The organism is Craterilacuibacter sp. (assembly GCF_051659485.1).
Classification (GTDB): domain Bacteria; phylum Pseudomonadota; class Gammaproteobacteria; order Burkholderiales; family Chromobacteriaceae; genus Craterilacuibacter.
The window spans coordinates 1-13552 of sequence record NZ_JBOFOO010000126.1 but is presented as its reverse complement, the minus strand read 5'-3'; the positions used below and the strand labels follow the sequence as shown (position 1 = coordinate 13552).

At 57.1% G+C, this 13552-nt stretch carries 14 protein-coding genes; 13 read left to right on the top strand and 1 reads right to left on the bottom strand.

The genetic code is table 11. The features are described 5' to 3' along the window. The first annotated feature begins 90 nt into the window (after positions 1-90). Both cysM and zapE read left to right on the top strand, forming a co-directional pair. Positions 91-981 carry a cysteine synthase CysM gene (gene cysM, locus ACRC1E_RS04400; protein WP_438513895.1) on the top strand — a complete coding sequence of 297 codons (891 nt, stop codon included), beginning with the start codon at positions 91-93 and terminating at the stop codon, positions 979-981. Positions 982-1004: 23 nt separating this feature from the next. After that, a complete protein-coding gene (gene zapE, locus ACRC1E_RS04395; RefSeq protein WP_438513894.1) occupies positions 1005-2159 on the top strand; it encodes a cell division protein ZapE in 1155 nt (384 codons plus the stop codon). Between the two features lie 8 nt (positions 2160-2167). Here the strand turns inward: zapE and ACRC1E_RS04390 are convergent, their stop codons facing one another. Then, complete coding sequence (locus tag ACRC1E_RS04390) at positions 2168-2875, bottom strand: SPOR domain-containing protein (RefSeq protein ID WP_438513893.1); 708 nt, start codon at positions 2873-2875, stop codon at positions 2168-2170. A 132-nt stretch (positions 2876-3007) separates the two neighbouring features. On the opposite strand from ACRC1E_RS04390, the gene ndk reads away from it, so the two are divergent. The 11 genes from ndk to hflX all read left to right on the top strand — a co-directional run. Next, on the top strand, positions 3008-3433 hold the full coding sequence (ndk, locus tag ACRC1E_RS04385; protein WP_438513892.1) for a nucleoside-diphosphate kinase: 426 nt from the start codon (positions 3008-3010) through the stop codon (positions 3431-3433). Positions 3434-3493: 60 nt separating this feature from the next. Further along, positions 3494-4588, top strand: coding sequence for a 23S rRNA (adenine(2503)-C(2))-methyltransferase RlmN (gene rlmN / locus ACRC1E_RS04380; RefSeq protein ID WP_438513891.1), 1095 nt, complete (start codon positions 3494-3496; stop codon positions 4586-4588). A 26-nt stretch (positions 4589-4614) separates the two neighbouring features. Next, positions 4615-5319, top strand: coding sequence for a type IV pilus biogenesis/stability protein PilW (gene pilW, locus ACRC1E_RS04375; RefSeq protein ID WP_438513890.1), 705 nt, complete (start codon positions 4615-4617; stop codon positions 5317-5319). 4 nt (positions 5320-5323) lie between these two features. After that, the gene (locus ACRC1E_RS04370; protein ID WP_438513889.1) at positions 5324-6157 is read left to right on the top strand and encodes a helix-turn-helix domain-containing protein; all 834 of its coding nucleotides are present in this window, start codon (positions 5324-5326) and stop codon (positions 6155-6157) included. A gap of 7 nt (positions 6158-6164) precedes the next feature. Further along, entirely contained in the window at positions 6165-7445 is a 1281-nt protein-coding gene (ispG, locus tag ACRC1E_RS04365) for a flavodoxin-dependent (E)-4-hydroxy-3-methylbut-2-enyl-diphosphate synthase (protein ID WP_438513888.1), read from the top strand. Between the two features lie 42 nt (positions 7446-7487). Further along, entirely contained in the window at positions 7488-8759 is a 1272-nt protein-coding gene (hisS, locus tag ACRC1E_RS04360) for a histidine--tRNA ligase (RefSeq protein WP_438513887.1), read from the top strand. Positions 8760-8777: 18 nt separating this feature from the next. Further along, positions 8778-9407: a YfgM family protein gene (locus tag ACRC1E_RS04355; protein WP_438513886.1), complete on the top strand. Its 630-nt coding sequence runs from the start codon at positions 8778-8780 to the stop codon at positions 9405-9407. A gap of 3 nt (positions 9408-9410) precedes the next feature. Further along, a complete protein-coding gene (gene bamB / locus ACRC1E_RS04350) occupies positions 9411-10547 on the top strand; it encodes an outer membrane protein assembly factor BamB (RefSeq protein ID WP_438513885.1) in 1137 nt (378 codons plus the stop codon). A gap of 14 nt (positions 10548-10561) precedes the next feature. Next, entirely contained in the window at positions 10562-12106 is a 1545-nt protein-coding gene (der, locus tag ACRC1E_RS04345; protein ID WP_438513884.1) for a ribosome biogenesis GTPase Der, read from the top strand. 89 nt (positions 12107-12195) lie between these two features. Next, positions 12196-12462: an RNA chaperone Hfq gene (gene hfq / locus ACRC1E_RS04340; RefSeq protein WP_438513883.1), complete on the top strand. Its 267-nt coding sequence runs from the start codon at positions 12196-12198 to the stop codon at positions 12460-12462. Between the two features lie 86 nt (positions 12463-12548). Beyond that, positions 12549-13552 (top strand): ribosome rescue GTPase HflX (gene hflX / locus ACRC1E_RS04335; RefSeq protein ID WP_438513882.1); only part of this gene is annotated, 1004 nt, incomplete at its 3' end.

Genomic DNA, 13552 nt, shown 5'->3' with positions numbered 1-13552 from the left:
GCGGGTCTTGTCGTTTTTGCCTTCCGACTGCTGAAATGAGTTGTGCTGACGGTATAATGCCCGTCTGTCATCAGGCGAGAGTGCTGTGTCGTGCCCGAATTCAAATATCTCGAAGACTTTGTCGGTAATACGCCGCTGGTCAGGCTGAAGCATCTGCCTGGCACCTCATCCAATATCGTACTGCTCAAGCTGGAAGGGAATAATCCCGGTGGCTCGGTGAAGGATAGGCCTGCCCTCTCCATGATTCGCCATGCCCAGTTGCGGGGGGAGATACGCCCGGGCGATACCCTGATCGAACCGACCAGCGGTAATACCGGTATCGGCCTTGCGATGGCCGCCACCATGATGGGCTACCGCCTGATGCTGGTGATGCCGGAAAATGCCAGTGCCGAACGGGTGCAGACCATGCGCGCCTATGGTGCCGAGGTGGTGCTGACGCCGGCAGCCTTGTCCATGCCGGGTGCCATCGATGAGGCACGCCGTCTGGAGCAAGAGGGTGTGGGTCGTATTCTCGACCAGTTTGCCAATCCTGATAATCCGCTTGCGCATATCGAAACGACCGGGCCCGAGATCTGGCGCGATACGGCCGGTACGGTGACGCACTTTGTGTCCAGCATGGGAACGACCGGCACCATCATGGGCGTCAGCCAGTTTCTGAAAGCGCAGAATCCTGCGGTGCGGGTGATCGGCGTGCAGCCCGAGGCCGGTAGCCAGATCCCCGGTATCCGTAAGTGGGAAGATGCCTATCTGCCTGCCATTTGCGACTACTCACGCATCGACGAGATGCATCTGGTGTCACAAGGCGAGGCCGAAGATGTGGCGCGGCGTCTGGCGCGCGAGGAAGGTATTCTGGCCGGACCCTCGTCCGGTGGCGCGCTGGCGGTGGCCTTGCGCTTGAACCAGACGCTGGAAAATGCAGTGATTGTTTCCATCGTGTGCGATCGCGGTGATCGCTATCTTTCAACCGGGCTGTTCGCCTGACCTTTGCTCGGATTTCCTGATTTATGTCACAACACGAATTTTCTCCCGATGCCTGTGGCGAGTTGAGCCCCAATGCGTGGTATCAGCAGGCCATTCTGCAAAAAGGCTTTATCCGCGACGAGGCACAGGCTGCGGCCATCGCGCAGCTGGATGCTTTGTGGCAGCAACTGCTTGAATTCAAGACGCGCCGCAACCGCTTTCTGGGGCGTTCCCTGCTGAAGCCCGATGTGCCGCGCGGCCTGTATCTGTGGGGCGGGGTCGGGCGGGGCAAGAGTTTTTTGATGGATGCGTTTTATGAGTGCGTGCCTTACAAACGCAAGAAACGCGTGCATTTTCATCATTTTATGGCCGATGTGCACAAGGAACTCAAGAAGCTCTCCGAGCAGAAAGATCCTTTACTGGCCTTGGCCGACCGTATGGCGCGTACGACGCGGTTGCTGTGTTTTGACGAATTTCACGTCAGTGATATTGCTGACGCCATGATGCTGGGGCGTTTGCTGGAAGCGCTGTTCGAGCGCGGGGTGGTAATGGTGATGACTTCGAATTACGCGCCGGACAGTCTGTATCCTAACGGCTTGCAGCGGCAGAATTTCCTGCCGACCATCGCCTTGCTTAAGCGCCGCCTAGCGGTACTGAATGTGGATGGCGGCCATGATTACCGCCTGCGCGAATTGACGCGCGAGCCGCTGTTTTTGGTGCCGGATGATACGGTGGCGCAGGCGCGTATGGATGCCATGTTCGGGCGCATGTCGGGTGGCGCCGCGTCATTGCCGCTGCAGATCGAAGTACTGGGGCGGCGCATTAAATCTTTGCGCCGCGCCGGTGGTGTGATCTGGTTCGATTTTGCGACCTTGTGTGGCGGGCCAAGGGCGCAGACCGATTATCTGGAAATTGCCCGCGAGTATCACACCGTGTTTTTGTCGGCTATTCCCAAGCTGGAAGCGACGCAGTCATCCGAGGCGCGGCGTTTTACTTGGCTGGTTGATGTGTTCTACGATCACCGTGTCAAGTTGATTGCCTCGGCCGCCGTCGAACCCGCTGAAATCTACACCGAGGGCGTACACGCCGGCGAGTTTTTTCGTACTGCCAGCCGTTTGACCGAGATGCAGTCGCAGACTTATTTGTCCCTGCCGCATCTATTGGCTGAGCCGACTCTGACCGGCGTGGTAGAAACCTGATTCCGGGTTTACTGGCCGAGCGGAATCAGCAGCGGGATATAACCCAGTTTGCGCAGTTCGGCCATGGCGTCTTCGGCTTCGGCGCGGGTTTTGAACGGGCCAAGCTGTACTTTTGTTTCGCTACGGGCGCTGATGCCGCGGGTTTTTAGTTCTGCGACCAGTTTTTGTGCGTTGTCCGGGCTTGAGAACAAACCTAGCTGCACGCTGTAGCCAAACGAGCTGCCTTGCGGTTTGGCGGGTGCCGCTGTTGCGGGCGGTGGCAGCGGCGGTGTGCTTGTTTTTTCAGTATTTTTGCTTAGATGGCTGTCCGGTGTGCTGCTGTCTGGGCGCACACGGGGGGCAGTATTGCTACGTTCGTCCCTGATGGGGTTGGCCGGGCTTGCTATCCGGGTTTCAACCATCAGCTTGGGTAAGGCCGTCATGCCGGGGGTTGCTGCAAGATCCGGGCTCTCCGGTGCCATCGGCTGGCTGGCCGCTTCGCTGGCGATGACGGGCATGGGGGGGGCTGTGTCTGTGACGCTTGGCGTCAGTAAGGTGCCACTGATTTTTCCGCTGCCAGCATCCTCAACCTGGGGCGGGGTCTTGAAACTATCGAAGAGCGGGATCGTGCCAAGCGCGACGGCAATCAGGGCGATGGCAATGATGATGCGTTTTTTTGTGGCGTGCCCCATGCTGCTGTCGGCAGCGGGTTTTTCCGGTGTTTGTTCGGGTCTCATTATTTCATTATCTGCAGCAAAGGCTTGAGAAGGCTGGTAAAATGCCGGGTTCTTCGATCTGTCTCACTCACCCGATGCAAAACTGGTACTAAACCAGTCTAAGCATCTGTCTTAGGTAATAAGGGGATTTATATGGCAATTGAACGTACTCTGTCCATCATCAAGCCTGATGCTGTTGCTAAAAACGTCATCGGCAAGATCTATGACCGTTTCGAATCGGCCGGCCTGACGGTGGTTGCAGCGCGCATGAAGCAGCTGTCGCGTGCAGAAGCCGAAGGCTTTTACGCTGTGCATAAGGAGCGCCCTTTCTTCAACGATCTGGTGAGCTTCATGATCTCCGGCCCGGTGATGGTTCAGGCGCTGCAAGGCGAAAATGCCGTTCTCAAGCATCGTGAACTGATGGGTGCGACAGACCCGAAGAAAGCCGATGCCGGCACCATTCGCGCCGATTTTGCGGATTCCATTGATGCCAATGCGGTGCATGGTTCCGATAGCCTGGAGAACGCAGCGATCGAAATCGCTTACTTCTTCGCTGCTTCCGAAATCAGCGCGCGTTAATTCTGTTTTTTGAAACGGCAGCCGCCTGTTTCGGTGGCTGCCGTTTTTTCTGAGGTACTCATGAAAACCAACCTGCTCGACTTCAATCTGGCCCAGTTGACCCAGCACTTTGCCGCAATGGGCGAGAAGCCCTTTCGCGCCACACAGGTGATGCGCTGGATGCACCAGATGGCTGAGTCCGACTTCGATGCGATGACCGATATTGCCAAGAGTCTGCGCGCCAAGTTGCACGAAACTGCGGAAATCCGCGTGCCGGCACTGATGACGGGGCAGGAGTCCGGCGATGGTACCCGCAAATGGCTGCTGGACGTCGGGACGGGCAACGGTGTGGAAACCGTGTTCATTCCCGAAAACGAGCGCGGCACTTTGTGCGTGTCATCTCAGGTCGGTTGCGCACTTGAATGTACGTTCTGCTCGACCGGGCGGCAGGGTTTCAACCGCAACCTGTCTACGGCTGAAATTATCGGTCAGTTGTGGTGGGCGAATAAAGCTTTGGGTGTGACGCCGAAAGAAGAGCGCGTTGTCTCCAATGTGGTGATGATGGGCATGGGTGAACCGCTGGCCAATTACGACAATGTGGTATCGGCGCTGAATATCATGCTGGATGATCATGGTTACGGTTTGAGCCGGCGCCGTGTCACGGTGTCGACCTCGGGTCTGGTGCCGCAGATGGATCGCTTGCGTGAAGATTGTCCGGTTGCTTTGGCTGTTTCGCTGCATGCACCGAATGATGCGCTGCGCGATGTAATTGTACCTATCAACAAAAAGTACCCGCTCAAGGAACTGATGGCTGCGTGCCGCCGCTATCTGGAAAGAGCACCGCGTGATTTTGTGACCTTTGAATATGTGATGCTTGACGGCATCAATGACAGACCGGAACATGCACGTCAACTGATTGAACTGGTGCGCGATGTGCCGTGCAAGTTCAACCTGATTCCGTTTAACCCGTTCCCGAATTCGGGTTATGGCCGTTCCAGCAATAACTCGATCCGTATCTTCCGTGAATTGCTGCAAGAGGCCGGCCTGATCGTGACTGTACGCAAGACACGCGGCGATGATATCGATGCGGCTTGTGGCCAGCTGGCGGGGCAGGTGCAGGATAAAACGCGCCGTCAGGAAAAATGGATGCAGATTATCGAAGAAGGTAAAGAATGAAACGTGTGCGACGCTGGAGTCTTTGTTTGGCAGCCCTGTGTTTGCCGATCATGGCGTTCGCCACGTCGCTAGAGCTGGCTCAAACCCGGGCACAGCTGGCTGTGGAATACATGCGTTACGGCAATATGCGTGCAGCTTTGGATTCGGCTAATGAAGCGGTCGAGGCCGATAGCCGTTATCAGAACGGCCATCTGGTACGCGCCTTGATCACGATGCAGTTGGGGATGGATAAGGATGCCGATAGCGCCTTTCGCCGGGCCTTGAGTATCGATGCCACCAACCCCGAGGTGAATAATAATTACGGCTGGTTCTTGTGCAAAAGCGGCAAGGAGGGGGATTCCATTCCTTATTTTTCCCGCGCACTGGCCGATCCGCTGTACGACAAGCCGCAAACGGCACGCCTGAACCGCGGTTTGTGTCTATTGAAACTCGGCAAGCTGGAAGAGGCTAACGCCGATTTGCTGGCTGTGCTGCGGCTCAATGGCAATGATGTTACTGCCTTGCGCGAGATGACACGCTTGCAGCTGCAGGGGAATAATCCCAAGCTTGCCGATTTTTATTACCAGCGCCTGCGTCGTGAAATGCCGACGCTAGGGCCGGCTGATTTGTGGCTGGGGATGCGTCTTGCCCGTTTGCAGGCAGATAAGGTAACAGAGAAACGTTTGGGGGACGCGCTGCTTTCCGGCTACCCCGATTCAATAGAAACCCAACAATATTTGAGTGGGAATTGAGCTGATGGAACCAGCCGATAAGATAGTTGATGTGGCAGTCTCTGCCGGTGCGCGGCTCAAGCAGGAGCGCGAGGCGCAGCAGCTGAGTCTGGGCGATGTGGCCGAGCGCCTGAAGTTGTCGGTGCGCCAGCTCGAGGCTATAGAGCGCGATGACTATGGTTTCTTGCCCGGTCCGACCTTTGTGCGCGGTTTTGTACGCAATTACGCCCGTTTTCTGGGGATGGATCAGGTGCCGCTGATGCATCTGCTGGATGAGGCTTTTCCGCCGCTTAATGCCGAAATTGCCACGCCTTCTCCGGTTGAGTCCGAAAGCGGCACCAGTACCGGCGTGCCGCGTATGGTGCTGGCGCTGGGTGTTGCCGCCATTGTGGCTGCGACTGGTTGGTGGTTTTCCTCGCGCAATAGCGAGCCGGCAATTCCCAGTGGTGATCTAAGCCCGATGTTGACGGTGGAGCAGCCGGCGGCAGTGGATGTGGTAGCAGAGGTTGCGCCGCAGGCGTCAGTACCTGCGGCTGCGGCGTTACCCGCCGCCACTGCAGCGGCTGCGCCTGTCGTCGCCTCTGCTCCGGTGGTGGCTATGCCTGCCGTGGTCACAGCGGGTAGCCCGGTATTGCGTTTGTCTAGCGATCAGGAGGCCTGGATTTCGGTGACAGATGCCAAGGGACAGAAGCTGATGTTCGGCGCCTTGTTGCCGGGCGAAGACAAGATCCTGAGCGGTACACCGCCTTATCGGGTGCGTATCGGTAATGCAAGCCGGGTTAAAGTTATTTACAAGGATCAGCCGGTCGATATGACTGGCAAGATTCGTGGCTCTACCGCCACGCTCAAGCTGGATTGAGGTTCGCATGCAAAGTCAGGGTATTCCCCGTCGCGTGACGCGGCAGGTTCGTATCGGTCACCTGATGGTGGGGAGTGATGCGCCGGTTTTGGTGCAGTCGATGACCAATACCGACACTGCCGATGCTGCGGCAACTGCCGCTCAGGTGCATGAGCTGGCCGAGGCCGGTTCCGAAGTGGTACGCATCACGGTCAATAGCCCGGAAGCCGCAGCTGCGGTAGCCGAAGTCAGGCAGCGGCTGGATGATCTGGGCTGCAGCGTGCCCTTGGTCGGGGATTTTCATTTCAACGGCGACAAACTGCTGAAAGATTACCCGGATTGCGCACGTGCGCTGGCCAAATATCGAATTAATCCGGGCAATGTGGGTCGGGGGGCGCGCGGCGATGAAAAATTTGCCTTTATGGTACGCACCGCCATGGAGCTGGATAAGGCCGTACGCATCGGCGTGAACTGGGGGAGCCTGGATCAGGCGCTGGTGGTGCGCATGATGGACAGCAATGCCCGTTTGGCACAGCCCTTGCCGCCGGATGCGGTCATGCGCGAAGCGCTGATCGTGTCTGCTCTGGAAAGTGCGGATAAGGCGATGGAGCTGGGCTTGCCTGGTGACAATATCATCCTGTCGTGCAAGGTCAGTCATGTACAGGACCTGATTACCGCTTATCGTACGCTGGGTGCGCGTTGCGATTTTCCACTACATCTTGGCCTGACCGAGGCGGGGATGGGCAGCAAGGGGATTGTCGCATCCAGTGCGGCGTTGGCGGTGTTGCTGCAGGAGGGGATAGGCGATACCGTCCGCATCTCGCTGACACCGCAACCGGGAGAGTCGCGTACCCGCGAGGTGATTGTGGCGCAGGAGTTGCTGCAGACCATGGGCTTGCGTAGCTTCGTCCCGCTGGTGACCGCCTGCCCTGGTTGTGGACGCACCAGCAGTACGGTGTTCCAGGAGTTGGCAGACAGTATCCAGACTTATTTGCGTGTCTCTATGCCGGTGTGGCGCTTGCAGTACCCCGGGGTGGAGGACATGAAGGTCGCGGTCATGGGCTGCGTGGTGAATGGCCCAGGCGAGAGCAAATTGGCCGATATCGGCATTTCGTTGCCCGGTACCGGTGAAGTTCCTGTGGCACCGGTGTATGTGGATGGCGAAAAGACCGTCACGCTCAAGGGCGACAATATCTCAGGCGAGTTCAAGGCTTTGCTGGATGACTATGTCGCCAGCCGTTACGGTGAGGGTGGGCCGAAGCGCAGCCTGGTGGCCGCAAAAATAATTCCGATCAGGGTGGGTGTTTGAGCTGCCCTGTAATAGTGATTTTGACTTACACAAGAAAATAATATGGCTCAAAAAATTCAGGCGGTACGCGGCATGAACGATGTGCTGCCGGCCGAGTCGCATCAGTGGGAATATTTTGAAGGGGTGTTGAGAAAGCTGCTGGCTGATTATGGCTACCAGAATATCCGTACCCCTATCGTCGAGGCGACCCCCTTGTTCGTGCGTTCTATCGGTGAGGTAACCGATATCGTCGAGAAGGAAATGTATACCTTTAGTGATGCATTGAATGGCGATAGCCTAACTTTGCGTCCGGAAGGAACTGCCGGTACCTTGCGCGCCGTGGTCGAACATAACCTCTTGTATAACGCAACCCAAAAGCTGTGGTATCAGGGGCCGATGTACCGTCATGAGCGTCCGCAAAAAGGGCGTTATCGCCAGTTTCATCAGGTCGGGATCGAGGCTTTGGGCTTTGCCGGTCCGGATATCGACGCCGAGATCATTCTGCTGACCGCCGATTTGTGGCAGCGTCTGGGCCTGCAGGACAGCGTACAGCTGGAAATCAATACACTGGGCAACAAGGACGAGCGCGCGCAGCATCGTGATGCGCTGATCGCCTATCTGGAAGCCCACGTTGATATTCTGGATGAAGACGGCAAGCGTCGCCTGTATAGCAACCCACTGCGGGTACTGGACACTAAAAATCCTGCGCTGCAGGAAATGGCCAATGCCGCACCGCGCCTGATCGATTATCTGGGCGAGGACTCGCGGGCGCACTATGAGGGCTGGAAGGCGATGATTTCCGCTCTGGGTATCCGCTTCGTCGAAAACCCGCGTCTGGTGCGTGGTCTTGATTACTATAACCAGTCAGTATTCGAGTGGGTCACGACCGAGCTGGGTGCACAGGGCACGGTGTGTGCCGGTGGCCGCTACGATGGCCTGATCGAGCAACTGGGTGGCAAGAGTGCTCCCGGTATCGGTTTCGGCATGGGCATGGAGCGCGTACTATTGCTGCTTGCTGCCAAGGATTTGCTGCCCAAGCAGCGCGGCGTCGATATCTATCTGGTGCAGCAGGGTGCTGGTGCGGCCATGTATGGCATGTGTCTGGCACGCAGCTTGCGCGAAGCGGGTTACAGTGTCATCCAGCATCTGGGTGAGGGCAGTTTCAAGTCGCAAATGAAAAAGGCCGACGCTTCAGGAGCAGAATTTGCACTGATTGTCGGTGAGAACGAGATGGCAGCCGGTACCGTCGCGGTCAAGCCGCTGCGTGACGAGCTGGCGCAGGAAGTCGTGACCGTGGATGCCGTGGTGGCAACGCTGGCACGTTTGAAGGCATAAACAGGGGGAGGGAGCGCCATGGCGTTCGATTTGCAGGAGCAGGAACAGATCGACTCGATGCATGCCTTCTGGCAGCAGTGGGGTAAATGGATTGCTGCCGGAGTGCTGGCCGTGTGTGCTGGTTATCTGGGTTTCAAGGGTTGGCATTTATATCAGGGTGAGCGCGCCGAAAAGGCGTCCGCCGTGTTTGCCCAGCTGGAAGCAGCAGCACCCACTGGCGATTTGGCCAAGGTCAAGTCGATTACGGCAGCCTTGCAGCAGGAATATGCCTCGACACCTTATGCGCCGCGCGCCTCGCTGCTGGCGGCCAAAATCGCCTTTGACAAGCGTGATCTGGTCATGGCACAAGGTGAGCTAAAATGGGTGCTCGCCAATGCCAAGGAGGCTTCGCTGGTGGCAGTTGCGCATCTGCGTCTGGCAGCGGTACTGCTGGATCTGAAGCAATACGACGCGGCACTGGCCGAGTTGCAGGCCGAGCATCCTGCCGGTTTTGACAGCTTTTTTCTCGATATGAAGGGCGACATCCTGTTTGCCCGTGGCGATAGCAAAGCCGCAGCAGATGCCTACAAGGCTGCACTGGCCAAGCAGGGGGCAGAAGACCCGATGCGGGAATTCGTGCAAGCCAAAATTGATGCTATCGGGAGCTGATTGATGATCCGCCATACCTTTATTGCTGTTGCTGCATCGACTTTACTGGCAGGTTGCGCCAGCTGGTTCGAGGGGGCGGGTACTTACGAGCCGACGCCACTGGGCAAGATAGAACAGACGGTTCCGCTGAATATGAAATGGCAGGCTGGCGTGCCTGATTCCGGGCAAGGCCTGTTTGCGCCAGCCTATCATCAGGGAGTACTGGCTGCAGCAGGCAATAATGGCGAGATCGTTTTGCTTGATGCGATCACCGGCAAGAAAAATGCCAGCTTTCGCCTCAAGGGTGAAACGCTGGGGGCCGGGGTCGCCGCCGGCGACAACGCGTACTTTGTCGGCAACGACAAGGGCGAGCTGATCGCCAGCGATGGTCAGGGCAAGGTGTTGTGGCGTCAAAAGCTGACCAGCGTCTTGTCCGAGCCGCCGCTGCTGGCCGCCGGCTTGGTCGTGGCGCATACTGCCGATGGCCGACTGACCGCATTTGACGAAAAAGACGGCAAATCTATCTGGACGCAGTGGCAGGCTCCGCCGTCATTGATGGTACGCGCCACAACGCCGGTCATGTTGGCGGTAGGAAAAGAAGTACTGGTCACGGGTGTGGCAGGCGGGAAACTGGCTGTTTACAATTTGCAAAGCGGTGTGCCGCTGTGGGAAGCAACGGTCGCTTCTCCGCGTGGCGGTAGCGAGCTTGAGCGTGTCACCGATGTGGTCAGTCAGCCGAAGTTTGATGGCCGCCGCGTATGCGCCGTTGCCTATCAGGGGCGGGTCGCATGCTTTGATGCCCGTGGCGGTAATCTGCTGTGGGCTCGTGAAGTGGCCAGCAGCCGTGGGCTCGCGATGGATGGCCGTGCAGCCTATGTTACTGCTGAAGATGGTGCGCTTTGGGCTTTCGATATCGAAACCGGGCGCAATCTATGGAAGAATGATGCCTTGCGCTACCGTGATGTCAGTGGTCCGGTGATGTTGGGCAAGAATATTCTGGTGCTGGATGGCGAGGGCTACGCTCACCTTCTTGCCAGCGAGGACGGTCGACTTGTCGGCCGCACGCGTACCGGAGCCGAAGGAACCCTCAGCCAGCCTGTATTGCTGGGTGACGCTGCCTATGTGCAAGCTCGCAACGGCCGTTTGGTCGTACTGAATTAACCAAGTCTGAATTAATGAAACCGACAATTGCTCTGGTTGGCCGCCCAAATGTGGGCAAGTCAACCCTGTTTAACCGTCTGACACGTTCCCGTGACGCGCTGGTTGCCGATCAGCCGGGTCTGACTCGTGACCGGCACTATGGCCATGGCCGCATGGGCAGTAAGCCTTATCTCGTTATCGATACCGGCGGCTTCGAGCCGGTGGTTGACGATGGCATTTTGTGGGAAATGGCTCGCCAGACGCTGCAGGCAGTAGACGAAGCCGACGCTATTGTTTTTCTGGTCGATGGACGCAGCGGCCTGACGCCGCAGGATAAACTGATCGCCAACCGCTTGCGCCAGAGCAATCGTCCGATTTATCTGGTCGTGAACAAGGCCGAGGGGATGAGCCCTTCCGTGGCCGCGGCAGAGTTTCATGAGTTGGCGCTGGGAGATCCTTATGCCTTGTCGGCTTCGCATGGCGATGGCGTACGCGAGCTGATCGAGACTGTGCTGGAGATCTTCCCTGATGCCGAGGAAGAAGAGGCCAGTAAACATCCGAAGTTTGCCGTCATCGGCCGGCCCAATGTCGGAAAATCGACGCTGGTGAATGCCATTCTGGGTGAAGAGCGGGTGATTGCCTTTGACCAAGCCGGCACCACGCGCGACAGTATCTATATCGACTTTGAACGCGAAGGTCAGGAATACACCATTATTGACACTGCCGGCGTGCGCCGGCGCGGCAAGGTTAATGAAGCCATCGAGAAATTCTCGGTGATCAAAACCATGCAGGCGATCGAAGACGCCAATGTGGCAGTGCTGGTGCTGGATGCACAGCAGGACGTATCCGAGCAGGATGCCACTATTGCTGGCTTTGCGCTTGAGGCCGGGCGGGCGCTGGTGATTGCCGTGAATAAATGGGATCACCTGGAAACCGAGCAAAAGGACAAGATCCATCGCGATATCGCGCGCAAGCTGGCGTTTCTTGATTTTGCCAAGTTTCACTACATCTCAGCCCTAGAGGGTAAGGGGGTGGGGGAATTGTTCAAATCGATTGATGCGGCCTACAACGCGGCGATGAGCAAGTTGCCTACGCCAAAATTGACACGCTTGCTGCAGCTTGCGGTCGAGCGTCAGCAGCCTCCGCGTGTGGGGCTGACTCGGCCTAAGCTGCGCTATGCGCACCAGGGCGGCATGAACCCGCCGATTATCGTGATTCACGGTAATTCGCTGGATAGTGTGCCAGATAGCTACACTCGTTATCTGGAAAATCTGTACCGTAAAGCTTTCCATCTGCAGGGCACGCCGCTCAGGGTACAATACAAGTCCAGCGTGAACCCGTATCAAGCCGAAGCGACAGGTGGCAAGCTGAGCCTGCTGCAGCAACGAGCCGCAAATAAGGCGGAAGCCAAGGCAAGGGAGCAGGCCAAAGAGAAGGACAAGGCGCCAGTCAAGGCTAGGGTGGTTGCCAAGGCTAAGCCCGACGGCAAGCCGGCGGCTAGGCTGACAGGCCGGCCTGTTGCCAAGACAGCAGCCAAGGGTGTAGGCAAGGCCGCAGTCAAGGGACGAAATAAGAGATAGTACGACGGTATTTTTTATGCTAAAAATAATTTTGGCAACGTAATACTTAACCTCAAATAAAACTATTTACGCAGTTTGGAGAATAAAAAATGAGCACTAAAGGGCAAATGCTACAAGACCCGTTTCTTAACATCCTACGCAAAGAACATGTGCCAGTTTCCATCTATTTGGTAAACGGTATCAAATTGCAAGGCCAGATCGAGTCTTTCGACCAGTACGTGGTATTGCTGAAAAACACCGTGACCCAGATGGTGTACAAGCACGCGATCTCGACGGTGGTGCCTGCACGCGCGGTCAGCATTCCGCATGAAGGCCCGAGCGCCGCGTCCAAATCGGAAGCGCAGCCTGAAGGCTGAGTTCATTATTGGTAGCGTGAAGGCTGACGGATGCGCCGGCAGGCGGATCTGATCAGCCGCTCTCTTTTTTACAGACGGGAAAGCACGTGTTCGATCGACCCGATCAGGGCGACCAGGCTATTCTGGTTTGTCTGGATTTTGGTGAGCCCGACTACGAGGAGGGGGTGCAGGAATGCACCGACCTTGTTAGAAGTGCGGGCGTCAGCATTCAAGGCGTACTGCGTGGCAAGCGCAGTCGCCCGGATCCGGCCTTGTTTGCCGGTAAGGGGAAGGTTGAAGAGCTCGCGGTTTTAGTGCGGGCCAGCGAGGCTGATGTGGTGATTTTTAATCACCAGTTGTCCCCGGGGCAAGAGCGCAATCTGGAGCGTGTGTTGCAGTGCCGGGTGATAGACCGTAGCAGTCTTATTCTCGATATTTTTGCGCAAAGAGCGCGCAGCCATGAAGGCAAGTTGCAGGTCGAGTTGGCTCAGTTGTCGCATCTGGCGACGCGTCTGGTGCGTGGCTGGACTCACCTGGAGCGGCAAAAGGGTGGTATCGGCCTGCGCGGTCCGGGGGAGACTCAGCTGGAGACTGACCGCCGCTTGCTGGGTAAGCGCGTTAAAATGCTCAAGGATCGCTTGGTCTTGGTGCAAAAACAGCGCAATACCCAGCGTCGTGGTCGTATCCGTGCCGGTTTCGCTTCGGTTTCCATTGTCGGCTACACCAATGCCGGCAAGTCGACGCTATTCAATAGCCTGACTAAGGCGCGTATTTTCACCGCCGACCAGTTGTTTGCCACGCTGGATACCACCAGCCGCCGTTTGTATCTGAACCCGGACTGCTCCATCGTACTGTCGGATACGGTCGGTTTTATCCGCGACTTGCCGCATACGCTGGTGGCTGCATTTCGAGCCACGCTGGAGGAAACGGTACGGGCCGATTTGCTACTGCATGTAGTCGATTCCGCCAGTGCCATGCGTGAACAGCAAGTGGATGCCGTCAATCAGGTCTTGGCCGAGATTGGCGCCGATAGCATTCCGCAATTGATCGTATGGAATAAGACCGATTTGCGCGGCTTGCCACCTGAAATCGGGTACGATGATAGCGGGTA

Coding starts and splice junctions, on each gene's coding strand:
- ACRC1E_RS04390 (WP_438513893.1), bottom strand. CDS start 2,875: ATGAGACCCGAACAAACACCGGAAAAACCCGCTGCCGACAGCAGCATG.
- ACRC1E_RS04370 (WP_438513889.1), top strand. CDS start 5,324: ATGGAACCAGCCGATAAGATAGTTGATGTGGCAGTCTCTGCCGGTGCG.
- rlmN (WP_438513891.1), top strand. CDS start 3,494: ATGAAAACCAACCTGCTCGACTTCAATCTGGCCCAGTTGACCCAGCAC.
- der (WP_438513884.1), top strand. CDS start 10,562: ATGAAACCGACAATTGCTCTGGTTGGCCGCCCAAATGTGGGCAAGTCA.
- ACRC1E_RS04355 (WP_438513886.1), top strand. CDS start 8,778: ATGGCGTTCGATTTGCAGGAGCAGGAACAGATCGACTCGATGCATGCC.
- ispG (WP_438513888.1), top strand. CDS start 6,165: ATGCAAAGTCAGGGTATTCCCCGTCGCGTGACGCGGCAGGTTCGTATC.
- hisS (WP_438513887.1), top strand. CDS start 7,488: ATGGCTCAAAAAATTCAGGCGGTACGCGGCATGAACGATGTGCTGCCG.
- bamB (WP_438513885.1), top strand. CDS start 9,411: ATGATCCGCCATACCTTTATTGCTGTTGCTGCATCGACTTTACTGGCA.
- zapE (WP_438513894.1), top strand. CDS start 1,005: ATGTCACAACACGAATTTTCTCCCGATGCCTGTGGCGAGTTGAGCCCC.
- ndk (WP_438513892.1), top strand. CDS start 3,008: ATGGCAATTGAACGTACTCTGTCCATCATCAAGCCTGATGCTGTTGCT.
- hfq (WP_438513883.1), top strand. CDS start 12,196: ATGAGCACTAAAGGGCAAATGCTACAAGACCCGTTTCTTAACATCCTA.